The sequence below is a fragment of the Embleya sp. NPDC020630 genome, from assembly GCF_044334985.1.
In the GTDB taxonomy this organism is placed as follows: Bacteria; Actinomycetota; Actinomycetes; order Streptomycetales; family Streptomycetaceae; genus Embleya.
In genome coordinates this window covers 50,203-72,632 of the sequence record NZ_JBIRUB010000029.1, presented here as the reverse complement: position 1 = coordinate 72,632, position 22,430 = coordinate 50,203, and the positions used below count along the sequence as shown (strand labels likewise).

Below are 22,430 nucleotides of genomic sequence, written 5' to 3'. Positions count from 1 at the left end.
GATCGCCCCGGGTGGTCGTGGCGAGGGGTGCGGGCGTGGAGGATCGGGCCGAGCGGCTTGCGCGGGTGGCACGGGGCTGGGACGAGGCCGCGGAGGGGTACGACGCCTACTTCGTGCCGCGTTTCGCGCCGTGGGTACGGGCGGCGGTGACCGCGGTCGGGTCGTTGCCGGACGGGCCGATCCTGGTGCCGTGTTGTGGCACGTTTCCCGAACTCGAACTGCTGGCCGAGGACTTCGACGACCGGGAGATCGTCGGTATCGACCTCTCCCCGGGCATGGTGCGACTGGCTCGGGAACGGGTGGCCGGCCGGCCCGGCGTCACGGTCGTCGAAGGCGACGCCTCGACCCTGGACGCGCGGTGGTCGGGCCGGTGTGCGGCGATCGTGTCGGTGTTCGGGCTCCAGCAGTTGCCCGAGCCGGATCACGCGCTCGCGTCGTGGGTCGGGGCGCTGCGTCCGGGCGGTCGGCTCGCGGTGGTCTTCTGGCCGGACGGGATCGAGGAGACCGGCCCGTTCGCGCTGCTCGGCGAGGTGATCCGGGCCCGGATGCCGGCGTCCGACCGCTCCTGGGAGGGGCGCCTCCTCGCCGCGATCACGGGGCGGGGCGCGACCATCGAGCGGGACGTGGACCTGGTGTACCCGATGTCCCACCCGGACGCGGCGGCCTTCTTCGACGCGTTCACCCGCTCCGGTCCGCTGCGCGCGCTGACCCTGGCCCGGGGCGAGGCGTTCATGGCCGAGCTGCGCGAGGAGTTCCTGCGTCGGGCCGTGGCGGGGGAGTGGCATCACGAGCCGCGGGCGCGGATGTTGGTGGCGCGTCGCTGAGCGGGCTTCGGGGCGGTGTGGGAGGTGGGGTGCGGTGTTGCCCGGTCCTCGCCCGGCCCTCGGTCAGTCCTCGGTGTCGCCGAGGAATTCCATGCCGTCGAGGACCGTCACCACGACGACGACCATGACACCGCGCAGGACGCCGTACTCGATGAGCAGGGCCGGTGCCACCATCGCCTGACGGGTGTCGTCGTCGGGGCCGATCGGGGCGGAGGCCTTGGTGTACGGGTCGCGGGCCAGTACCTGGAGGGCCTTGGTGAGCTGCGCGCGGCGCTCGGGCGGCAGCGAGTCGCGGACGGCGGCGGCCGTCTCGGTGTACTCCACGCGGTACGGGCCGCTCGGATGAGCCTTCACGGCGCTCCCCTCCGTTGGCGTTCCGGTCCTGAGGGGACCGTAGCCGCCGGCCGACGCGCTGACCAGACCGGGGCGGGGGCGGGTGGGCGGCTCCGGTCAGCCCTCGCGCGTCTCGGGGCGGTGTGGGCGGCCGCGGCGGCGGTACTGCTGGACGCCCTTGCGGTCGCGGACGGCGAGACCTCGGGCGCGGAGATCGTCCAGGGCCTGCTCCGCCGCGCCGGGGTGCTTGTCGGTCAGGGCGCGCTTGCGGGTTCGCAGCAGGGCGTGCGTGGCTTCGTCCAGGTCGGGGGTGCCGTCGACCCATGGGGTGAAGTCCGCCTCGCGCGGGTCGGTCGTACCGCGCCAGGGATAGGCGAAGCGGGCGAAGGCGTCGCGCAGGTGTTCGGTGGACAGGTCGCCGGCGCGGACCCGGATCACTTCGGTCTCGGCGGCGTCGAGGACGACCAGGTCCCGGCCGTCGGTGAACACGGCGTCGATCCGGTCCCGACGCACCTGGAGGCCGGCGCCGTCCACGTGGATCGCGATGTGGTCGGCGGTCACCGTCACGACGGGGCTCTCCCGGTGGGCGACGGCCGCCATCCAGGCGCCGATTGCGGCGCCGAGCAGCGTCAGCGCCGGTACCGCCCACACCGTCGGCAGGCGCGCGGCCAGACGCAGCGGGGCGGGGGCCGAGCCGGTCAGGTCCAGCAGGGCGCGTACCAGCGGGCCCACCCCGAATCCCGCGCCGAAGCCGAGCAGGGCGGCGCCGACGCCGATCAGCCACAGCCACAGCCGGGGCATCCGGATCGTGACGGCTTGTTTGTCGACCGCTGTCGCGTCCATGGTCTTACTTCGTCTCGCTTTCTCGGGTGTTGTTCGTCGGGTCGGGATCCGGCTCCGGGGCCAGGTAGCGGGCAACGGTGCGGCGCAGGGCCGGTGTCGCGTCGCGCTCGGGGTGGGCGCCCAGGTAGACCGCGTCGACCAGGTTCCGAATCCAGGTCGCCGTCTCGGCCGGGTCCAGCGCGGCATCGATGGTGCCGTCGGCGATGCCGCGGGTGATCAGGCCGACCAGGCCCTCCTGGACCACGGCTTCGGTGCGGGCGATCACCTCGACCAGTTCGGGGTCCCGGTCGATCTGGCGCAGCAGTTCGACGAGGATTCCGGCCGCGTGCGGGTCCCGGGCGTCGGCCGCGAGGTCGGTGACCAGGTCGAGGATCGCCTCAGTGGGGTGCGCGGCGCCGGCGTGGCGGTCCATCAGCGTGCGCGAGAGGGGCAGATCGCGTTCGAAGACGGCCCGGAAGACGGCGCGTTTGTCGGGGAAGTAGTAGAAAACGCTCGCCGCGCTCATTCCGGCGGCTCGGGCGATGTCGGCCACGGTGGTCGCCTCGAACCCCTGTTCCGCGAAGCGCGCGGCGGCGGCGACGGCGATGGTTTCGCGCCGCTGCGCGACTCGTTCGGGGTCCGTGGTGCGGGCCACGGGATCGCCGCCTTTCCATGACTGATCGGTCAGTCAGAGAATAGCATCGGTGTTGCCTTCGGCGTCATGGCTCGCCGCGCCGATGCTCGCGTCGGGCTCGGGCTCGGGCTCGGGCTCGGGTTCGGATTCGGATTCGGCGAGGTAGTCCTCGTAGACGCCGATCTTGTAGCCGATCAGGTCCATGCACTGGTGCAGTTGGGCGATCTGGCCGGCGATTCGGGTCTTGTGCTCGCGGAGGATGGCCAGGCGTTCGCGTTCGGTGCCCTCGCCGGCGCGAGCCAGTTCGGTGTAGTGGCGGATGGCCGGGATGGGCATGCCGGAGCCGCGCAGGACGATGCACATGTTCAGCCAGGCGATGTCGTGTTCGGCGTAGCGGCGGCGTCCACCCGGGCCGCGCCGGACCGGGTTGGCCAGGATGCCCTCGCGTTCGTAGAAGCGCAGGGTGTCGATGGTCAGGCCGGTACGGGCCGCGACTTCGCCGATGCTCAGGTCGCCGGTGGTGTCCGGGGCGTCGTCGCCCGGGTGCTCGGCCGGCCGGTCGTCCGTGGGGTTGTTTCCGCGGTTCTCCGTCACGTGCCTCAGGATGGGGCTTGACCTGGAGTCGGGTCCAGCTCATAGATTGCCGGGCACCGGAGCGGGCCTCGCGCCGGCCCGCCGAGGGGCGGGTCGGGCCGTACGAGCGTGCCCGCCACCGGGTATCACCGGCAGTCGGGGGACCCCGGCCGGGAACCCAGGAACGAACAAGGAGCACGACCATGCGATACCGCCCGCTCGGCCGCACCGGGATGCACGTCAGCGTGCAGGCGCTCGGCACGATGATGTTCGGCGCGGTGGGCAACCCCGATCACGACGACTGCGTCCGGATCGTGCACGCCGCGCTGGACCAGGGCATCAACTTCGTGGACACGGCCGACATGTACTCGGCGGGCGAGAGCGAGGAGATCGTCGGCAAGGCGCTGCGCGGTCGCCGGGACGACGTGGTGCTGGCCACCAAGGGGCACTTTCCGATGGGCGAGGGCGTCAATCGTGGCGGCAACTCGCGGCGTTGGATCCTGACCGCGGTCGAGGACAGCCTGCGTCGGCTCGGGACGGATCGCATCGACCTGTACCAGATCCACCGCCCCGACGACTCGACCGACATCGAGGAGACCCTGGCCGTCCTGACCGATCTGGTCCGGCAGGGCAAGATCCGGGCGTTCGGCTGCTCGACGTTCCCGGCCGAGGACGTGGTGGAGGCGTATCACGTGGCGGAGCGGCGTGGGCTGTACCGGTTCCGGACCGAGCAGCCGCCGTATTCGATCCTGGCCCGGGGCATCGAGGCGTCGCTGCTCCCGGTGTGCGAACGGTTGGGCATGGGCGTACTGACCTGGGGCCCGCTCGCCTCCGGGTTCCTCACCGGCCGTTATCGCAAGGACGCGCCGATCGATCTGACCTCGGGTCGGGCCCGGCTCAACCCCGGGCGGTTCGACCCGACCCTGCCGGTGAACGTCACCAAGCTCGACATCGTCGAGCGACTGGTCGAGCTGGCCGAGGAGATCGGCTGCACGCTGCCGGAGCTGGCGGTGGCGTTCCCGACCGCGCACCCGGCGGTCACCTCGGTCGTCATCGGGCCGCGCACCATGGAGCAGGCGATGGCGGCGATCAAGGGCGCCTCGCTGGTGCTGGACGACGCGACGCTGGACCGGATCGACGAGATCGTGCCGCCGGGGACGAACGTCTACCACCCGGACGGCGCGTGGACCCATCCGGCAGTGGCCCGCAGTGCGCTGCGGCGGCGGGCGGTGGGGGAGCGGGCGGCGGGGTGACGCGTGTCGGTGTCGAACCCGCTCTCCTCGGGAACTTCCCGGTCGTCCAGCCCGACTGACTCCCCGGGTCCGCCTTCGCGGGCCGCCTGACGGTACTTCTGGGGAGCGAATCTGTGCGGGCGAGCAAGGTGTGCGGCGTGGCCGCCGTGGTGGCGTTGTTCGCGGCGGGGTGTGGCGGTGACTCCGGCAAGACGGCCGAGGTGGGGTCGGGAGCGTCCGCCTCGGCGGCACGGTCGGGCGACGCCGGGTCGGCCGGCTTCCCGGTGAAGGTGACCGACTGTGCCGGGGCCGAGACGACGTTCACCGCGGCGCCGAAGAAGGTGGTCACGAGCAATGCGTCCAGCCTGGAGATGTTGTTCTGGCTCGGCGCGGGCGATCGTGTGGTGGGCACCGGTTTCCCGCCGCGCAAGGGCACCATGCCGGCGCCCTTCGCCGCGCAGGCCGAACGGGTCGAGGTGCTCGGCGACATGGTCATCCCCAAGGAGCAACTGCTCGGCTCAGGGGCCGACTTGTACATCGACACCTTCGCCGACATGAGCGGCATGGGGGCGATGGGCTCCGGGCCGTCGCCGAAGGAGTTCGCGGCGGCCGGGATCAAGCACATCTACCTCAAGTCCACCGCGTGTGCGAGCAAACGTGCGGGCGCGCAGGAGGATCTGGCCGAGGTCGAGGCGGACATCAGGCAACTCGGCGCGGTCACCGGCACTTCGGCCCGGGCGGAGGAACTGGTCGCGGGCATGCGGCAGACCGTCGGCACGGTTCGCGGCGCACTCGCCGGCGTGCCGCAGGACCGGCGGCCGACGTACTTCTTCTTCGACTTCGACGCCGGGACCAAGCAGCCGATCGCGGTCTGCGGCAAGCAGGTCGCCAACGCGGTGATCACCCAGGCGGGTGCGCGCAACGTGTTCGCCGACTGCGCCGGCGACTTCAAGCCCGTGTCCTGGGAGGACGTGGTCGGGAAGAACCCGGACTGGATCCAGCTCGGTGTGCGGGACAAGGGCGGCGCGGACGCCAACGCGAAGGCGTTCGACGAGGCGGAACGTTTCCTGCGCACGTTCGACGCGACGAAGGGGCTGCCGGCGGTCAGGGACGGGAAATTCGTCCGGGTCGGGTCGGAGCGGACGACGATCGCGGGGGTGCGGAACGCGGACACGGTGCGGGAGATCGCGGGCCGGATTCACCCGGATCTGGTCAAGCCGGGCGCGGGGTCCGGAGCCGGGCCCGGGACGGCTTCGCCTTCCGCTTCGGCTTCCGCGCCGGCGGCGGGGTAGGCGCGGTGCGTTCGGTGTCCGAACTGCGGAGCCGCCGTCGTGCGGGCGGGGGTGTCGTTTCGGCGGGGTCCGCCGATGTCGCCGGCTCCGGCCGTGCGGGTGATTCGGCCGGTCCGGCGCGGACGGCCCGTACGGCGTGGGTCGTTGCGGTGCTGGCGGTGTTGCTGGTCGTCGCGTTGACGTCGGCGGTGTCGTTCGGGTCGGTGGACATCCCGTTCGGCGAGGTGTGGTCGGTGGTCGGGCGGCGGTTGCGGGGTGAGCGGCCGGAGGCCGGTACGCGGGACCTGATCGTATGGCAACTCCGGCTGCCACGAGCCCTGTTGGCCGCCGTGGTGGGCGCGGGGCTTGGCCTGGTCGGCACCGCCGTGCAGGCCTTGGTGCGCAATCCGTTGGCCGATCCGTACCTGCTCGGCATCTCCTCCGGCGCCTCGCTGGGCGCGATCGCGGTGATCGTGCTCGGGGCGGGCACGGGCGGTGTGCTCGGCTGGGGCCTGTCCGCCTCGGCCTTCGCCGGCGCGCTGGCGGCCTTCGCGCTGGTGTGGGCGCTGGCCCGGCGCGGCGGCGGATTCTCCCCGCTGCGGCTGGTGTTGGCCGGGATCGGGGTGGGTCAGTTCCTGTCCGGGTTCACCAGTTTCCTGGTCCTGCAGGCGGGCGACGAACAGCAGACGCGCGGTGTGCTGTTCTGGCTGATGGGCAGTCTGAGCGGCGCCCAGTGGGAGCAGTTGGCGCTGCCGACGGCCGCCGTCGGGCTCGGCCTGATCGTGCTCCAGGCCCGCGCCCGCGCGCTGAACGCGCTCCTGATGGGCGACGAGACGGCCGCCGGGCTGGGTGTGGACGTGGCCCGGCTGCGGCGCGAGCTGTTCGCGGTGACCAGCGTGTTGACCGGTGTGCTGGTCTCGGTGTCGGGGGCTATCGGCTTCGTCGGGCTGATGGTCCCGCACGTGTGCCGGTTGCTGATCGGCGGCGACCATCGTCGATTGTTGCCGGTGTCGGCGCTGTTCGGCGCGGTGTTGCTGGTCGCGGTCGACACCCTGGCCCGAACGGCGATCGGCACCCAGGAGTTGCCGATCGGCGTGGTCACGGCCGTGATCGGCGCACCGGTGCTGCTGCTCCTGCTCGATCGACGGTTGGAGACCCGATGAGTGGTGAGGCAACGGCCGCCGCCGACGACGCGATGCGAATCACCGTCGAGGACCTGCGGGTCGTGCTGGCCGGGCGGGACATCCTGGCCGGTGTCGAACTGATCGCCGCCGCCGGGGAGATCACCGGTTTGGTCGGCCCCAACGGCAGCGGCAAGTCCACCCTGCTGCGCACGGTCTACCGCCACCTGAAGCCGCAGGGCGGCCGGGTCCTCCTCGGCGAGCGCGACCTGCGTTCGATGACCCCGGCCGCGGCGGCCCGGCACGTGGCGGCCCTGCCGCAGGAGCGGGCGAGCGACTTCGAGTTCACGGTGCGTGAGGTGGTCGCGATGGGACGCACCCCGTACCAGAAGGCGTTCGCGGGGGACAGCGCCGCCGACCGCGCGGCGGTCCTGATCGCGCTGGTGCAAACCGGCGTGGAGGAGCACCAGGGCCGCCGGTTCGCCACCCTGTCCGGTGGCGAACGCCAACGGGTGCTGCTGGCCCGGGCGTTGGCCCAGGAGCCGGATGTCCTGGTCCTGGACGAACCGACCAACCACCTGGACGTGCGCCATCAGGTCGAACTCCTCACCCTCCTCCGGGCCCAGGACCGCACGACGCTGATCGCCCTGCACGACCTCAACGCGGCGGCCTCGGTCTGCGACCGCCTGCACGTGCTGCACGAGGGCCGGGTCCGCGCGTCGGGCACCCCGAGGGAGGTGCTGACCCCGGCCCTGCTGGCCGAGGTCTTCGGCATCAGGGCGGCCGTTCTGGACCACCCCTTGACGGGTGACCTCCTGATCGCCGTCGACCACCGGAGCACGGCTCCGCCGGCGGCGATGGCGGTCGGATCACCCGGCCTGCGCCGGTGACACCGGGGTGGGGGTGATGTGCAGGTGGGCCGGGCCGTTGACCAGGAGGGAGGGGACCGGGGGCGGGGGGAGGTCGGGGCGGGTCAGGGCCAGGTGGGGCAGGCGGTCGAACAGCGTGGTCAGGGCCACTTCGGCTTCCAGGCGGGCCAGGTGGGCGCCCAGGCAGTAGTGCGGGCCGTGGCCGAAGGCCAGGTGGGACTTGTCGGCACGGGTGGGGTCGAAGGTGTCGGGGGCGTTCGGATGCACGGCGGGGTCCCGGCCTGCGGCGGCGAAGCCGATGATGATCGGGTCGCCCCGGGGAATGGTGACTCCCTCGCCCAAGTCGATGTCCTCGATCGCGTAGCGCATGGGGAGGAACATGACCGGGCCGTTATGGCGCAGTGTTTCCTCGATGATGTCGTCCCAGTCGATGGTCTTCGCCCGGAGCCGGTCCAGGTGTTCGGGGTGGGAGAGCAGCGAGTGCAGGGCACTGGTGATCAGGTTCACCGAGGTTTCGTAGCCGGCGCCGAGCATGAGGAAGAGCGAGTCGAGCAGTTCCTGACGAACGGGTGGGGTCGTGCCGGTGGTGGCGCCGGCGGTCCGGTCCTCCGTCGTGGCCAGGAGGTCGGTGGTCACGTCGAGGCCGGGGTTTTGTTGCTTGTAGTCCAGAAACTCGTTCAATCTGGCCTGGAGTTCGACCTGGTAGGCGATTGCCGTGGCGGCGTCGGCCGCGGTGTCCAGGATCGCGTCGATCGCGGCACCGAGGGTGTGGCGCATGCTGTCGGGCACGCCCAGCAGGTCGCAGATGACCGTCATGGTCAGCGGCAGGGACAACGTGCGGCGGATGTCGACGCTCTCCCCGGGCGGGACCGCGGCGATCGCGTCGACCAGGCGATCCGCGGTCGCCTGGACCTGTGGCCGCATACGGTGCACGCGGCGCGGAGCGAACGACGGGGCGACGTGGGCGCGCCGGCGGCGATGGTCCTCGCCGTATCGGTTGACGAAGCCCTGCTGGAGCGCGACCGGGGCGAGTGGCCATCCGGCGGGTACGTCGGCCAGTCCCGGCCAGTGCCGACGAAAGTCGCGGGAGACTCGGGGGTCGAGCGTCAGCGCCTGGATGACGCTGTGCCGGGTGATGGCCCAGGCCTTTACGCCGCCCGGGAGTTCGATCAGCACGGCCGGGCCCCGCGCGCGCAGCGCGGCGGCCTCCGCGTGTGCGGCTCGGGCGGTGGGGTCGAGAACGGGGCATCGATGGACGGGCTCTGCCGACATGCCTGGCTCCCTTCGCGGGGAACGTCCGGGATCACCGCCGGGCCGAGCGGCACTTGGTGAAGGAGTTCGCGAAGCGGAGCGCCAAGCACACCGAATCCCCCCGGCGGTGCGTTGCTCTCTCTTCTACGCCTCGCGGCGAGGTATGACAACCGTGCGAAGACATCGAATCGGTGCGAATCCGGCGGGAGGCGTGACGAGCGGGGCGGCCGGGAATCAGGTGAGGGTTTGGATCGCGCCGCCGTCGGTGTGGGTGAGGGTGACGCCCGGCAGGGAACGGGACCAGCGGTCGGTGCACTTGGTCAGGTCGGCGGCGATGGGCGGGGCTGTACCGAGGCCGATGGCGTAGCGGGTGCCCGCGTCGAACGGGCGGGGCCAGGCATGGGCGTCCCGGATGCCGGCCTCCTCGAGGAGTCTGAGCAACGAGCGCACGCGGCCCCGGAGCCGCCCGGTCGTCGCCGCGAACTCGTCGGGGGAGGAGGGGAGTACGGTCAGGACCAGCCAGGCCGCGTGGCGGCGGTGCAGCGGGGGTGGTTCGGTCGCCTCGGACCACGGGTCGGTGCCGTCGGACTCCGCGCCGGTCAGGATCTCCCACGCGCGGTACAACTCGTCGGTCAGGAGGTCGCGGCCGCCGGAGCCCACCTGTTCGGTGCAGGAGCGCACCGGGTGACTCGGTGTAAGGATCGACATCGGTGCTTCGGCGCCGGCGGTGCCGGCGGTGCCGGCGGGTTCCGGGTGGGTGCCGCGGTGGGTGAGGCTTACCGGGGTGCGCCAGTCCCATGCGGCCCAGCCGGCGAAGAAGTCTCGGAGCAGGTCGTCTTCGGTGGCGTCGGGTGCGGCGTCGATGGTGGTTCGGGCGGCGAGTATCGACCAGGCCACGCCCGGGAGTCCGCCGAAGGGGGCGCAGTCCAGGCCGCGTGCGTGCGCCCAGGCTTTGACCTGCCGGGACAGTACGGCGAACCTCGCGTGTGCCGCGCCGACCGCGCTCAGGATCGCGTCGGCGTCGGTGACCGCGCTCAGCGCGACGGCCGCCGGTTCGCCGAGTTCGGCGCGGCGGTCCACCGCGTCGGCGGGCGGGATGCGTCCGGTGCCGACCAGTACGAGGTCCGTGGTCATGTCACCGACGCTCAGGCGCAGTCCGGGCACGCGGGCGCCGATCACGGGGCGGATGCCGCCGGCCTCGGGCAGGGCGGTGGCGACCCGGGCCGCCACCTCGCCGAGGTCGATCGTGCCGGGCAGGGCCAGGACGAGGTCCAGGTCCGCGTCGGGGGCGGCGCAGCCCATCCGCCGGGAGCCGACCACGGACACGACCCCCTCGTCCAACGCCCCCGCGATGCGGCGAGCGATCCGACGCGCGTGCGCGTCCCGTTTCGCGTCGGTGGGCAGGGACGGCCCGTGGGTGTCGGCGTTGTTGTCCGGGTGCTCCGGTAGCCACGTCAGGGTTCCCGTGCCCAGGGTCAAGAGGGCCCTGGGGCGCATGGGTTCGTCGCCTCGGCGGGAGAGGAGGACCAGGGTGTCGACCCGGGCGGACGTCGGGCTCAGGCGGGCCGCGCACGTGGCCGCCGCTTGCTGGGGGTTGGTGCTGCGGCCCAGGGTCAGGTGCGGGGTGTAGGGCCTGCCGTGCGCGTGGCAGTTGGGGAAGTGGCGGGCGAAGGTTTGGTGGAGATGCGCCCACGCGTCCTCGTCGGCCGCCGCGGGATCGAGCCAGACGGTGGCGTCCTCGCGGTGGCCGAAGGTGTGTACGCCGGACAAGTCCGCGGCGAATGGGGCCACTTGTGCTGCCGCGGCGGTGAGCAGCGGGGCGGCGCGGGTGAAGGCGGCCTCCGGGACGAAGCCGAAGAGGATGTTGACGTGCGGCGGCCAGCGGTCCACCTGCGGGTCGTGGGCGCGGCGGAGGGACTGGAGGTCCGGCCACAGGTGCTTCGGAGGCAGCCAGGCCAGCGCGGTGCGTGCCGTCGGGGCCGCGTCGAGGACGGCGGTACGGGTGTCGGCGCCGGTCACGAGGTCGGCCTGGACGCCGAAGTGGTCGGAGATGTACAGGCCGTCGGGGTCGGGCTCGTCCCCTCGGAGCACCGCCGTTTCGGTGCGCCAGGTGCCCGCGCGGAGCAGGATTCGGTCCAGGCGTGCGGCGCGGCCGGTGCGGGAGCCGATGGCCGCGAGCGGGTTGACGCCCGGGTCGAAGGTGGGCGTGTGGTCGTCGGGGCCGTGTACCTGCGTCCACGCGTCGGTCAGCCCGAGCGCGGCGGCGGGGCCGGTCGGGCCCGCGTCGCCGTCGTTGAAGTCGCCGACCACGACCAGGTCGTCCGGTACGCCCGCGAACCCGTCGGCGAGCGCGGCGAGTTCGACGCGGCGGCGACCGGGCCCGTCCTGGGCGTGGTCGCTGGTCAGGTGGGTGACGGCGACGACCAGCGGCGTGGCGCCGGTGTCCACGGTGATCGCCGCCACGGCCTTGAACGGGCCCAGTACGTGTCGTCCGGCCTCGCGCACCGGCAGTCGGCTGAGCAGGACCAGTCCGCTGTCGGCGATGTCCCGGCCGGCGGGATCGGTATCCATCGTGTACGCCGCGCGCAGCCACGGCTCGGCGGTGAGCAGCGCGATCAGGTCGGGTTCGACCTCCTGGAGCGCGATCACGTCCGCGTCGGCCGCCGCCAGCGCGGTGAGCAGGCGTGGTCGGCGGCGGGCGGTGTCGATGCGGTCGGCGTCGTAGCGGTCCCAGAGGGTGTTCCAGGTCAGCACACGGATGCGGGCGGGGGCACCGGGATTGGGCGCGGCTGTTGATGTCGCCGGGGTTGTCGGTGCGGGCACGGGCAGCCAGCGGCCCTTGGCCGGGTCGAACGCGTACGGTTCGCGTGCGGTGAAGAAGGGTGCGCGCAGGCGGCGCGGGTCGTGTGCGCGGCCGACGGTGCAGGTGTCGATCCGGTCCACACGTTCGGCCCGATCCCACACCACCTCGCCGTCCGCCTCGATGCGCAACACCCGATGCCACGGGATGTCCCCGCCGGGGACGAACGCGGGCAGCGCGATGCGTTTCGGCTCGGCGCCGCGTCGGCTGACCGCCAGGACGAAGCGGGCCGGGTCGAAACGGGGGTCCCAGCGCACCCGGTGGTAGATCTCCTCGCTGGTACGCATCACGCCTCCTCCGCGTCCAGGGAGCCGGCGACGTCGTCGACGGTGCCGCCGGCACCGATGTACCGGGTCCGGCTCGCCTGTCCGGGGTAGGGCGGGGCGAACCGGCGTCCCTGCGCGGCGAGTACGGCCGGCGGGATCGGGTGTTCGCGCGTGGCGTTGCGAGCGGTCAGCTCGTCCTCGCCGACCAGCACGATGGTGTGTGTGGTCAGCGCGTTGCGGCGGTGCGCGATGGCGGACACCGCGGTCCGTTGCGGGCCGGTGAGCGAGGTGGCGTCCCAGACCACCGTACCCCCGGCGGCGAGCGCGGCGTCGAGGCGATCCAGGCCCTCGCGCAACACGTCGCCGTTGGCGCGCTGGTCGGCCCGGGCGCCGCGGGCCTCGCGCAGGTCGTCGAGGGCGATGTGGGCGGCGACGTCGGGGAGTCGGCGGGCGTAGGTGCTCTTGCCGCTGCCCGAGCGGCCGATCAGGTGCACCAGCCGGGGGAAGTCCCCGGACCAGTGCCGGCGGGTCGCCTCGGGCGGCATGGCCCAGCCCTTGGCGTGGGCGTCGCGCAGTTCGGCCCAGCAGCGGTCGGCCACATCCGGCGGCAGGTCGGCGAACGCGGCGCGGGCCCGGGTACGCAGCGGCGCCAGGGGGGCCTCGTCGGTGAGGCCGGCGTCGGCGGCGAGCAGCGCCGACCACTCGACCCGCTCGTACTCCGCGGCGGCGTCCGCCGGGGCGGTGTCGGGGTCGGTCCGGGCGGCCGACACGGCGCCGGCGACCGCGTGCAGCACGCCCAGGTCGGCGGCGACCGCCAACCTGGCCAGCCCGCGCGGGCGTTCGTCGTCCGGGAACGGGCGGCGCAGCAGGGCCTGGAGGCCGACCAGGTCGGCGATCCGGCGGGCCGCGGGCATGCCGAGGACCGCTGCCGATTCGGCGGCGAGGGCGGCGCGGGGCTCGGTGTGCAGGGCGGCGGCGAGTACGCCGGTCAGTCGGGCGTCGCCGGAGCGGCCCAGGACGTCGACGCGGGCGCAGGCGTCGGCCGCCAACTCGATGGTGGCGGGGGTGGGTTCGTCCCGGCCCAGGAGGCGGAACAGGGCGGGGAGGTCGGGCTCGGCGCCGGAACGCACGTCCCAGAGCACGGCGTTCGGGCCGAGGCCGTTGGGGATCACGGCGGCGTGCATCCAGTGTGTGTCGGTCTGCACGTGGCCGCGGCGCACCCATTTGGCCACGCGGCGGCCGAACTCCGCGCGGGGGAAGCCCTCGACGGAGCGCACGACGAAGCCCTCCCGACGCGCGGGGTCGAGCCGGATCGCGCGCAACGCGCGTTCGTCGAACACGCCGCGCCACAACACCGGCGGGGTCGGTATGCCCAGACGGCGCAGGAAGCGCGTGCTCTCGTCCCAGCCGAGACAGTCCTCGCCGGCCCAGACCGAGAAGCCGTAGAACCAACTCGCCAGCGAGTCGTAGCCGAGCGAGTGGCGCGCGTACATGTTCTCCCCGCACACCCGCCACCCGGCCGGGATCCGCGCGCCGATCCGGCCCTGGAGCCCCTTGACCCAGGTGCGGGAGGGGTGGTGCTGCGAGTCGAGCGAGCGCGCGTGCAGCCCGTCGGGGTAGAGCGTGGTGTTCTCGCCGTCGAGCTTCTCGGTGACCACGACCTCGAGGCCGCGGAGCGCGGACAGATCGCCCGACCGGATGTCGTCGGCGCCGGCGCCCGGGGACCAGGGGACGTGGGGGGTGCGGGGATAGTGCGTACGCATGTCCCCTCCGCTCCGGTATCCCCCGCGCCCGATCCGGTCCCGAGCCTTGCGAGCCTCGGTCACTGTAGGAGGCGGGGTGGGGTGGGGCCATCGAATTTCGGCCGGGTGGGGCGGGCGGAGTGGGGCGTGGGGCGGGGCCGTGCCGTGGTGGGTGAGCGCGCGAAGACGGGTGCTTCGCGCGCCGGCGCCGTGGGCGGGGTGGGGGTGTTGCCGGCTTGCGGGCTCGCGGCTCGCGGCGTGGGGTTGACGGTCTACGGCTTTCCGACCGACGTGAGGAGCTTTTCGGATTCGGAGATCGCGGCGGCTGCGGTCTTGCCCCGGTGCTGGGACATGACCGCGCCGATGATCAGGTGCTTGCGTCCGTTGAGTTGGCGTTCGGCGGCGAAGACCAGGTTGGCGCCGGCGGGGGTGGTGAAGCCCGTTTTGCCGGCTACCACGCCGTCGCGGCCCAGGAGGGAGTTCCCGTTGGGCTTCGTGGCTCGGGCGGAGTCGGTGTAGGAGGGGACGCCGGCGATCGAGACGAAGCCCGGGTCGCGCATGGCCGCGCCGAACAGCTTGACCTGGTCGGCGGCGGTGCTCACGGTGGCCGGATCGAAGCCGCTGGGATCGGTGTACGTGGTGTTCGTCATGCCCAATTCGCGGGCGGTGCGGTTCATTCGGGCCACGAATGCCGCGTCGCCGCCGTCGACCCAGCGGGCGATCTCGTGGGCGATGTTGTTCGCCGACACCACCATCAGCGCCTCCAGGGCCCGACGTTGGGTGAAGGTCTCGCCCGCCGTGATCGGGGTCATGCTCTCCGAGCGACGCAGCCGGTCGGCGGAACGGGCGGCTTCCTCGGCGGAGATGGTGAAGGACGGTCCCGAGCTGCCGGCGGCGAGCGGCTTGGCCTTGAGGAAGACGTACGCCGTCATCACCTTGGCCACACTCGCGGTCGGCGTCGGCTTGGCGGTGCCGGAGGTGAGCGGCGTGCGGGCGCCGTCCACGGACAGCGCCGCCTGGCCGTCCTTGGGCCAATCGGGTTGGAGCGTGAGGTCGCCGTCGGTGGCGGAGACGGTCGCGGTCACCGGCGCGGTCCGGGTGGCCGGCCCGGCATCGTCCGCACAACCGGCGACCAGCGCGATCAACGCCCCGACGACGAGCGTGGCGGGACCTCGCAACGACCGACGGCGACCGGCGAGAGCGGCGCGGCGCTTCGCGGAGGTGCGACGGCCGGCGCCGGCGGCGGGGGCGAAGGTCGCGGAAAGCGGGGTCGCGTCGGCGGGTATGGGGCCGGCAGCGGCGACGCAGTCGTCGGCGGTCGTTGCGGCGGCGGGAACCGAGCCAGGGCCCCGGCCGGTGGCGGCGGCCGGACCGGCGGCGGGGTCAAAGACAAAGGCGGCGGTGACCGGGACCGACGTGGGAGCCGAACCCGCGACGTGGTCGGTGATACGGCCGGCGGCGACCGGCACCCGGGCGGGGCCGGAGACCCCGGCGTGGTGGGCCCTGCTGTCGTTGAGTGCGTCGGCGCCGGCTTTCGTTGTTTTCGGGGCGGTCGCCTGCGTGGCGGCGATGTCGTGAGGTTTCATGGGGTCGACCATGGCGACCTCGGATGACCGCATTCGGCCGGGAACAAGACCGTTGTGTCACAACCCGCGCGATCGGCCGGTGGTGCGGGATTCGGGGCGGGGGGCTGTTCGATACTGACCCAATGGTTCGTGTGCTGTTGATCGAAGACGACCCCGCGGTGGCCGAGGGGTTGGCCCTCGGGCTGCGCCGGCAGGGCTACACCGCCGAGGTGCGGCACAGCGGCGAGGAGGGGCTGGCCGGGGTGGCCGAATTCGATCCCGACCTCGTCGTGCTGGACGTGATGCTGCCCGGCATCGACGGCTTCGAGGTGTGCCGGCGGATCCGGCGGGCCGGCACGCTGCCGGTGATCATGTTGACCGCGCGCGACGAGGACATGGACATCGTGGTGGGTCTGGAAGCCGGCGCCGACGACTACGTGGTCAAGCCCGTGCAGTCCCGGGTCCTGGAGGCGCGGATCCGCGCGGTCCTGCGGCGCGCCGACTCGGCCACGCCCGCCGGCCGCCGGGAGGTGCACGGCGACCTGACCCTGGACCGCACCGCGCTGACCGTGTCCAAGGCCGGCCGGCCGATCCCCCTCGCCCCCTCCGAACTGCGGCTGCTCCTGGCGCTGTCCGCCGCCCCCGGCCGGGTGTTCAGCCGTGGCCAACTGCTCGAAGCGGTCTGGGAACACCCGTACCTGGGCGACAGCCGACTGGTGGACGCGTGTGTCAAACGTCTGCGGATCAAGATCGAGGACGCGGAGCGGCCCGCCCGATACATCCAGACCGTGCGCGGCTTCGGCTATCGGTTCGGCCCGCTGTGAGTGGGTCCGGTGCCGTGCTGCGCGGGCTGCGTGCGACGCCGCGTGCGGTACTGCGCGGGCTGCGCGGCCTGCGGGTACGGCTGGCGGCGGCCTGTCTGCTGGTGGCCATGTTCGCCGCGCTGACGACGGCCGCGCTGACCTACCGCGAGGCGCGCGGCGCGATGTTGCAGCGGGCCCAGGACTCGACGGTGCACTCGGTACGCGACCGGGTCCAGACCGTCGCGCGGTTGACGCCGTACCCGCCCGACCAGGCCGCGCTGGAGCGGATCGCCGCGCTCGTGGACCCCCGCACCCGCACCGACCACTGGGCGGTGGCGGTCGGATATCGGGACATGTGGGCGACGACCACTCGCGACTTCGGGCCGAGCCAGATCCCCACCGAACTGCGGGGCACCGTCGCCGGGCGCACCGCGACCGCCTTCCAACGGGTGCGCCGCAACGGACGGGTGCTGCTCGCGGTCGGTGTGCCGATCGCCTTCAGTGGCACGGGCCGGACCACCGCCTCCGGGGTGGAGGTCTACGTGATGACGCCGATGCAGACCCAGGTGGAGGAGGAGGCCGCCCTGGTCCGCGCCGCGCGCAACGGCGCCATCCCCGCGGTGCTGGCCGCGCTGGTCCTGGCGCTGATCGTCGCGGGCGGCGTGCTGCGCCCGGTCCGGGCCCTGCAACGGGCCACCCGGCGACTGGCCCGGGGCCGCCTGGACACCCGGCTCCAGGTCAAGGGTGGGGACGAGCTCGCCGAGCTGGCCCAGGACTTCAACCACACCGCGGCGGCGCTGGAGGAACACGACGCGCGGCTGCGCCGGCTGGAGGCGCGGGCCCGGGCGTTCGCCGCGGACGTCTCCCACGAACTGCGCACCCCGCTGGCCGCGATGACCGCGGTGACCGACGTACTGGACGAGGATGCCGCGGCCGAACACCTGGACCCCGACACGGCCGCGGCGCTGCGGCTGATCTCCTCGGAGACCGGCAAGCTCACCCGGCTGGTCGACGACCTGATGGAGATCTCCCGCTTCGACGCGCGCGCCGCCGCGCTGCACGTGGACGAGTTGGACATGGCGGAGGCGGTTCGCCGCTGCCTGGCCGCGCGGGGATGGCGGGACGCGGTGACGACCCGGCTGCCGGAGGGTATCCGGGCCGAGGTCGACCCGCGGCGGCTGGACGTGGTGGTGGCCAACCTGGTCGGCAACGCGCTGCGCCACGGTGCGCCGCCGGTGGAGGTGGCGCTGGCGGCCGAGCGGCGCGACGACGGCGACTGGGTGGTACTCACCGTCGCCGACCGGGGCCCCGGCCTCGCCGCGGAGACCCTGGAACGGGTTTTCGAGCGTTTCTTCAAGGCCGATGCGGCGCGCACCCGCTCCTCCGGCAGTGGCCTGGGCATGGCGATCACGCTGGAGAACGTCCGGCTGCACGACGGGCTCATCCGGGCGGCGAACCGGCCCGACGGAGGTGCGGAGTTCACGGTGGAACTGCCTCGCCATGCCCGTGTCGGCACCGAAGGCCGGGAGGACGGATGAGAGTGCGGCCGCTGCGGATGCAGGTGCGGATGCAAATGGGTACGAGGCACGGGCACGGGGACGCCCGACTGCGACTGCCGTTCCTGGCTGCGGTGTTGCTCGCGGTCGGGGTCGGCTGCGGGATTCCGGCCACCGGCGCGATCGAGGCGGGTCAGCCGGCCGACGGGATCATTCCGCCCGCCGACGCGAATCATCCGAGCGGGGTGTACGTGTACATGGTCGACGCCCACCGGGTCGTCCCCGAGTTGCGCACCTCGTCCGGCGGCGACAGTCCGCAGGCCGCGATCGACCTGCTGCTCGCGGGGCCGACGCGTGAGGAGACGCTGACGGGTGTGAGTACGGCGATCCCGGCGGGGGTCGGCCCCGCGCGGGTGACGGTGGTCGAGTACGGCACGCTCCGGGTGGAGCTGGCCGGCGCGAGTCCGCTCGGCGAGACCGCGCTGGAGCAGGTGATCTGCACCGCCGCGACGGCCGGCAGCCGCAACCTCCCCGGCGGCGGCTCGGGCGCGGTCTCGGTGATCACCCCCGTCCAGCGCGCCGAGAACCGGGCCTGCCCGACGTCGCTCGTCGGTACCTCCGGCGGCTCCGCGAGCGCGCTCCCGCCTCGTCGGCCCGGCTCGGGGCCGGAGACCGCCGAGCAGGTGGCCCCCGGTCGCCTTCCGCCTGTCCCGCCGGTCGGCTGATCAAGGGGCCTGCTGTCGCTGCTGAATCCAACGCGAGAATCAACGCGCGTAGGCTCCGAAATCGGAGCCGACTCCGAAAAGAGTGTCTGCTCTCAAGGTGAGTCGAGCCTCGACGAGGGAGCAGCACATGGGCGCGACGGAAACGGTGGGCGAGGCGTCGGATACCGCGGCGGCGGGGGCGGTCGGTGTCGGGCGGCGCAGGTGGTGGGCGTTGGCCGCGTTGAGTCTGGCCATGTTGGCGGTGGGGCTGGATGGCACCGTGCTGAGTGTGGCCCTGCCGAGGTTGGCGGGGGACCTGGAGGCGACGGCTTCGGGTGACCCTCGGGTTGATTCGGGCGGGGGAGCACGGCTGGGACGACGCGTGGGCCTGGGGGTCGATCGGCGGCGGCCTGGTGCTGCTCGCCGCGTTCGGGCGATATGAGCACCGGCTCGGGTGTCGGCGCGGTGGGCAACCCCTGCTGGATCTGCGGGTATTCGCGTCGAGGTCGTACACGTGGGGTGTGGTGCTGATCGGTATCGCGGTGTTCGCGAACATCGGAGTGTTGTTCACGATGCCGCAGTACTTCCAGGCGGTGCGGGGCACCGACGCGATGGGTTCGGGCGCGCGATTGTTGCCGATCATCGGCGGGTTGGTGATCGGGGCGGGGATGGGGCCGGCGATGGCGACGTCGACATCCGCCGCGCTGTCGGAGGTGTCGGAGGGCCGCAGCGGGGTGGAGGTCGCGGTGTTGCAGGCGGCGAACAAGGTGGGTGCGCCGTTCGGTTCGGCGATTGTGGGCAGTGTGGCGCTGACCGGGTATCGCGATCGGCTGCGGGTGCCGGATCTGTCCGCCGCCGACCTGCACACCGCCCGTTCCGGGGTGTTCGGCGGCGCGGAGGTCGCGGGCAGGGTCGGCTCGGCGCCGATGGCGGCCTCGGTGCGGGGGGCGTTCGTGCACGGGATGGATCTGGCCCTGCTCGTGTCGGGCGGCGTCGCGGTGCTCGGGTTGATCGTCGCGCTCGTGTTCATGCCGGGGGCGGGCGGTGGGGTGATTGGCCACCCCGGATCGAGTAGGGGGCGGTCGGAGGCGAGGTAAGGGCCGGGTCAGGGGTTCCCCCGGTCGTGGTCGGGTTCATACGCTGGCCTGGCCAACCGGTTGACCGCCGGGTCGTCGTGCCCAGCGACGGCCCGGCAAGCCACGACCGAGTGCGGGGGGTCGCGTCGGCCGCCGGAGGGGATCCGGGAGCGCCGTACGCGCCGGGTCACCGTACGCACCGGATCACCGTCCGCGAACTCCCGTCGAATCGGCTGGAGTTCGCGGGCGCGCTCCGGGGCCATCGCCGAAGGGAGCCGCGCCATGCATGTGTCGCGCCGGGACGAGGTCGAGGGGTTTGCCGGGACCGAAGGGTTGGCGGGGGGTGGGATGTCCGCCGATGCCGAAGACTTGACCGGGGACGAGGGGTTCGCGGAGGTCGCGGCGGGGCTGATCGCCCGGCACTGGGGAGGGGCAGCCACCGCGCCGACGGGAGATCTGGATCGGCTGTGGGAAATGGGCGCCGGGCACGGCTGGTTCGACCTCGGGCGCGAGGACGATCTCGCCGCCTCGATCACCCTGGCCCGGGTGCTCGGGCGGGCCGCGTGTCCGCTGCCGGTGTCGGCGGGATTCGTCGCGGCACGGTTGTTCGCCGAACATGTCGGGCTGGCCACGGCGATCGGCGACGGCGGCGTCCGGGTGGCGACGGCGTTGCCGGGTGATCCGGGGCTGCCGGGGGCCGGTTGCCTGGTCGAGGCGGGTGACGTCGCCAGCCACGTCCTGCAACTGCCGCCCGGTGGTGGGCCGATGGGGCTGCATCGGATCGAGGCGGTCGACCCGGTCGAGGACTTGGCGGTGCCGGGGTGGACCCGGGCCCGCCTCGGCTCGGCGTTGGCCTACCTCGAACTCTCCGCCGCCGAGGCCGATCGTGCGGTGACGGTGTTGCGGCTCGGCTGGGCTGCGCGGGCGCTCGGCGCCGCGGAACGCGTGGCGGGGGCGGCGCTCGCGCACGCCAGGGTGCGAACTCGGGCCGGCGAGCCGGTGGGTGCGTTTGCCGCGGTGCGGCAGCGGGCCGATCGTATGGAACTGGGCGCGGGCGATCTGTTGATCGCCGACGCCGTGCGGCGCTATGCGGAGGGCGCGGGTGATTGGGCGATCGCCGCCGAGTTGGCCGTCGCGCAGATCCGGCGGGTCGCGCCGCGTGTACGGTTCGGCGCGCACCATGAGCCGGCCGTGGCCGGCTGCTCCGACGAACACGAGACGCCGTGGTTGTTCCATCGAGTACGGGCCGACCTGGCCTGCCTGCGCGCATTCGCGGCGCCCGGCGGGGACGCGGCGGATCGGCTGCTGGAGGAGACCCCGAGCGGCGACACCGCAGCGGGCCCCGCCGCGCACGGGACAGGTGTTCGCACGCCCACGCTGCCGGACCCGTGGCTGGGCCCGGACGGCGAGGCCGTGCGGGAGGCGTGCCGAAAGGTGGCCTCGGGGCGGTGGGGACCGACGGCGTCGGCGGCGGGGTCGGGCTCGGAGGGGGCGCCGGACACGGGATCGGGATCGGAGCGGGGGACGGAACCGAAGCGGGAACCGGGTTCGGAGGAGGCGGAGTTGGAGTCGGAATCGGAGCCGCATTCGACTCCGAGGCGGCAGACGGGGTCGGAGTCGGGGTCGGAGGCCACGAACGCGGCGGCGTACGCGTCGGGTTCGGCAACGCCGTCGCTGTTGTCCGCCTCGCAGGACCCCGCCACCGCGTCCGCCGCGCCTGTGTCCGCAGCGCCGACGTCCGTGTCGGGCGCGCCGCCGTCCGCCGCGTCCGCGTCTGCTTCAGGTGTGTCCGACTCGGCCGCGGGGGCCTTCGGGCGGGGCGCCTTTGTGCGGTCTGGTTTTGGGGGGGTTGGTGGGGGCTGCTTTGCTGCCTCGGCGGATGGTGAGGGCGTTGACGATCCTGCCGTCGTGGCGGAGGCTGCCGGGCATGGGTGGTTTGCGCTCGGGTGGTCGGGGGCGGACGGTGGGGGTGGGGTAACTGCCGCGGAACGGTTCGCGCTTCGGCAGGAGGTCTGCCGGCTGCGGCTGCCGATCCTGGACGCGCTGACCACCGCCACCGTGTTCGGCCCGGCGATCGCCCGGTACGGCTCGGCGCGGCAGCGGGCGCGGCTGTTGCCCGCGTTGCGGGAGGGAACGATCCGGATCGCGTTGGGATACCGGTGGTCCGAGGCCGACTTCGATCCGGCCGCGGTGCGGGCGAGTGCGGTCCGTACCGGTGCCGGCGAGCGGGACGACTGGATCCTGACCGGCGCGCGGATATGGACCGCCGACGCACATCGCGCCGACCGGATGTGGCTGGTGGCCCGTACCGACGGCGACGTCGAGTCGCCCCGTGCCGGGCTCACCGTCTTTCTGGTGCCCACCGACGCGCCCGGCGTACTGCTGCGACCGCATCGTTCGCCGGCCGGCGAACGCGGGTGCATCGTGTTGCTCGACGAGGTCCGGGTGTCGGACTCGGCCAGGATCGGGACCGTGGGCGGTGGTTGGGCGCCGGTCGCCGAGACGTTCGTCGCCGAGCCGATCCTGCTCGGCGACGTCGCGGCCACGTTGCATCGTCGCCTGACGGACCTGATCGGACTGCTGCGCGCGGGCGCCGGCACGCGGCCCGTGGCGGGTGCCCGTGGGTCCGCGGCCCGGGCCGCGGTGGCCGAACTGGCCGTGCGGACCCAGGCGGTGCGGCTCCTGGCCACCGCGGCGGCGGTACCCGCACCGGGCGGCCGGGCGGAGCATCCGCGTCTGCACGCCTCGGCGGCACGGGTACTCGGTGCCGAACTGGCCGCCGACTTCGGTCCGATCGGCCTCGAACTCCTCGGCCCCGCAGCCGTCCTGGGCGCCGGCGCCCCGGGCGCGCCGGGAGCCGGAGGCTTCGAGCCGGAACTGTGGCCCGCCCCGCACTACACCCCCGCCGGCGACACCGACGACCTGCACCACGACCTACTGGCCCACTCCCTCGGCCTGCCGGCCCGCGTCTGACACCTTCGGCGACCT

At 73.3% G+C, this 22,430-nt stretch carries 18 protein-coding genes; 10 read left to right on the top strand and 8 right to left on the bottom strand.

Going from position 1 to position 22,430, the window contains the following annotated elements; all coding sequences use genetic code 11:
• Positions 1–35 precede the first annotated feature (35 nt).
• Complete coding sequence (locus tag ACH4XV_RS43845; protein WP_395799390.1) at positions 36–824, top strand: class I SAM-dependent methyltransferase; 789 nt, start codon at positions 36–38, stop codon at positions 822–824.
• 63 nt (positions 825–887) lie between these two features.
• Here ACH4XV_RS43845 and ACH4XV_RS43840 read toward each other — a convergent pair whose 3' ends face one another.
• The 4 genes from ACH4XV_RS43840 to ACH4XV_RS43825 form a co-directional block, all read right to left on the bottom strand.
• The gene (locus ACH4XV_RS43840; RefSeq protein ID WP_380003743.1) at positions 888–1,178 is read right to left on the bottom strand and encodes a type II toxin-antitoxin system RelE/ParE family toxin; all 291 of its coding nucleotides are present in this window, start codon (positions 1,176–1,178) and stop codon (positions 888–890) included.
• A gap of 96 nt (positions 1,179–1,274) precedes the next feature.
• On the bottom strand, positions 1,275–2,000 hold the full coding sequence (locus ACH4XV_RS43835; protein WP_395799388.1) for a hypothetical protein: 726 nt from the start codon (positions 1,998–2,000) through the stop codon (positions 1,275–1,277).
• A gap of 4 nt (positions 2,001–2,004) precedes the next feature.
• On the bottom strand, positions 2,005–2,634 hold the full coding sequence (locus ACH4XV_RS43830; protein ID WP_395799386.1) for a TetR/AcrR family transcriptional regulator: 630 nt from the start codon (positions 2,632–2,634) through the stop codon (positions 2,005–2,007).
• 33 nt (positions 2,635–2,667) lie between these two features.
• Positions 2,668–3,207, bottom strand: coding sequence for a MerR family transcriptional regulator (locus ACH4XV_RS43825; protein WP_395799384.1), 540 nt, complete (start codon positions 3,205–3,207; stop codon positions 2,668–2,670).
• 182 nt (positions 3,208–3,389) lie between these two features.
• Here ACH4XV_RS43825 and ACH4XV_RS43820 point away from each other — a divergent pair, with 182 nt between their 5' ends.
• The 4 genes from ACH4XV_RS43820 (at position 3,390) to ACH4XV_RS43805 (ending at position 7,700) form a co-directional block, all read left to right on the top strand.
• The gene (locus tag ACH4XV_RS43820; RefSeq protein ID WP_395799382.1) at positions 3,390–4,439 is read left to right on the top strand and encodes an aldo/keto reductase; all 1,050 of its coding nucleotides are present in this window, start codon (positions 3,390–3,392) and stop codon (positions 4,437–4,439) included.
• 128 nt (positions 4,440–4,567) lie between these two features.
• Positions 4,568–5,710 carry an ABC transporter substrate-binding protein gene (locus ACH4XV_RS43815; RefSeq protein WP_395799427.1) on the top strand — a complete coding sequence of 381 codons (1,143 nt, stop codon included), beginning with the start codon at positions 4,568–4,570 and terminating at the stop codon, positions 5,708–5,710.
• Positions 5,711–5,859: 149 nt separating this feature from the next.
• Positions 5,860–6,852, top strand: a complete 993-nt coding sequence (locus ACH4XV_RS43810; RefSeq protein WP_395799380.1) for a FecCD family ABC transporter permease — start codon at positions 5,860–5,862, stop codon at positions 6,850–6,852.
• 32 nt (positions 6,853–6,884) lie between these two features.
• Positions 6,885–7,700 carry an ABC transporter ATP-binding protein gene (locus tag ACH4XV_RS43805; RefSeq protein WP_395799425.1) on the top strand — a complete coding sequence of 272 codons (816 nt, stop codon included), beginning with the start codon at positions 6,885–6,887 and terminating at the stop codon, positions 7,698–7,700.
• Here ACH4XV_RS43805 and ACH4XV_RS43800 read toward each other — a convergent pair.
• From ACH4XV_RS43800 to ACH4XV_RS43785, 4 genes are all read right to left on the bottom strand, one after another.
• Positions 7,680–8,951 carry a cytochrome P450 gene (locus ACH4XV_RS43800; RefSeq protein WP_395799378.1) on the bottom strand — a complete coding sequence of 424 codons (1,272 nt, stop codon included), beginning with the start codon at positions 8,949–8,951 and terminating at the stop codon, positions 7,680–7,682. The two genes, ACH4XV_RS43805 and ACH4XV_RS43800, sit on opposite strands and share 21 nt — an antisense overlap.
• A gap of 213 nt (positions 8,952–9,164) precedes the next feature.
• On the bottom strand, positions 9,165–12,077 hold the full coding sequence (locus ACH4XV_RS43795) for a poly(A) polymerase (RefSeq protein WP_395799376.1): 2,913 nt from the start codon (positions 12,075–12,077) through the stop codon (positions 9,165–9,167).
• The gene (locus ACH4XV_RS43790) at positions 12,077–13,819 is read right to left on the bottom strand and encodes an RNA ligase family protein (protein ID WP_395799374.1); all 1,743 of its coding nucleotides are present in this window, start codon (positions 13,817–13,819) and stop codon (positions 12,077–12,079) included. The genes ACH4XV_RS43795 and ACH4XV_RS43790 overlap by 1 nt, the downstream gene beginning before the upstream one ends.
• A gap of 251 nt (positions 13,820–14,070) precedes the next feature.
• Positions 14,071–15,384 (bottom strand): D-alanyl-D-alanine carboxypeptidase family protein, encoded by a 1,314-nt coding sequence (locus ACH4XV_RS43785; protein WP_395799372.1) that lies wholly within the window; start codon positions 15,382–15,384, stop codon positions 14,071–14,073.
• 122 nt (positions 15,385–15,506) lie between these two features.
• Here ACH4XV_RS43785 and ACH4XV_RS43780 point away from each other — a divergent pair, with 122 nt between their 5' ends.
• The 5 genes from ACH4XV_RS43780 (at position 15,507) to ACH4XV_RS43760 (ending at position 22,415) form a co-directional block, all read left to right on the top strand.
• Entirely contained in the window at positions 15,507–16,187 is a 681-nt protein-coding gene (locus ACH4XV_RS43780) for a response regulator (protein ID WP_395799370.1), read from the top strand.
• Positions 16,184–17,704 (top strand): ATP-binding protein, encoded by a 1,521-nt coding sequence (locus ACH4XV_RS43775; protein ID WP_395799368.1) that lies wholly within the window; start codon positions 16,184–16,186, stop codon positions 17,702–17,704. Before ACH4XV_RS43780 ends, ACH4XV_RS43775 begins: the two co-directional genes overlap by 4 nt.
• Positions 17,701–18,387 carry a GerMN domain-containing protein gene (locus ACH4XV_RS43770; RefSeq protein WP_395799366.1) on the top strand — a complete coding sequence of 229 codons (687 nt, stop codon included), beginning with the start codon at positions 17,701–17,703 and terminating at the stop codon, positions 18,385–18,387. Before ACH4XV_RS43775 ends, ACH4XV_RS43770 begins: the two co-directional genes overlap by 4 nt.
• Before the next feature lie 314 nt (positions 18,388–18,701).
• Positions 18,702–19,463, top strand: coding sequence for a hypothetical protein (locus ACH4XV_RS43765; protein ID WP_395799364.1), 762 nt, complete (start codon positions 18,702–18,704; stop codon positions 19,461–19,463).
• Positions 19,464–19,724: 261 nt separating this feature from the next.
• Positions 19,725–22,415, top strand: coding sequence for an acyl-CoA dehydrogenase family protein (locus ACH4XV_RS43760; RefSeq protein ID WP_395799362.1), 2,691 nt, complete (start codon positions 19,725–19,727; stop codon positions 22,413–22,415).
• The last annotated feature ends 15 nt before the right edge of the window (positions 22,416–22,430 follow it).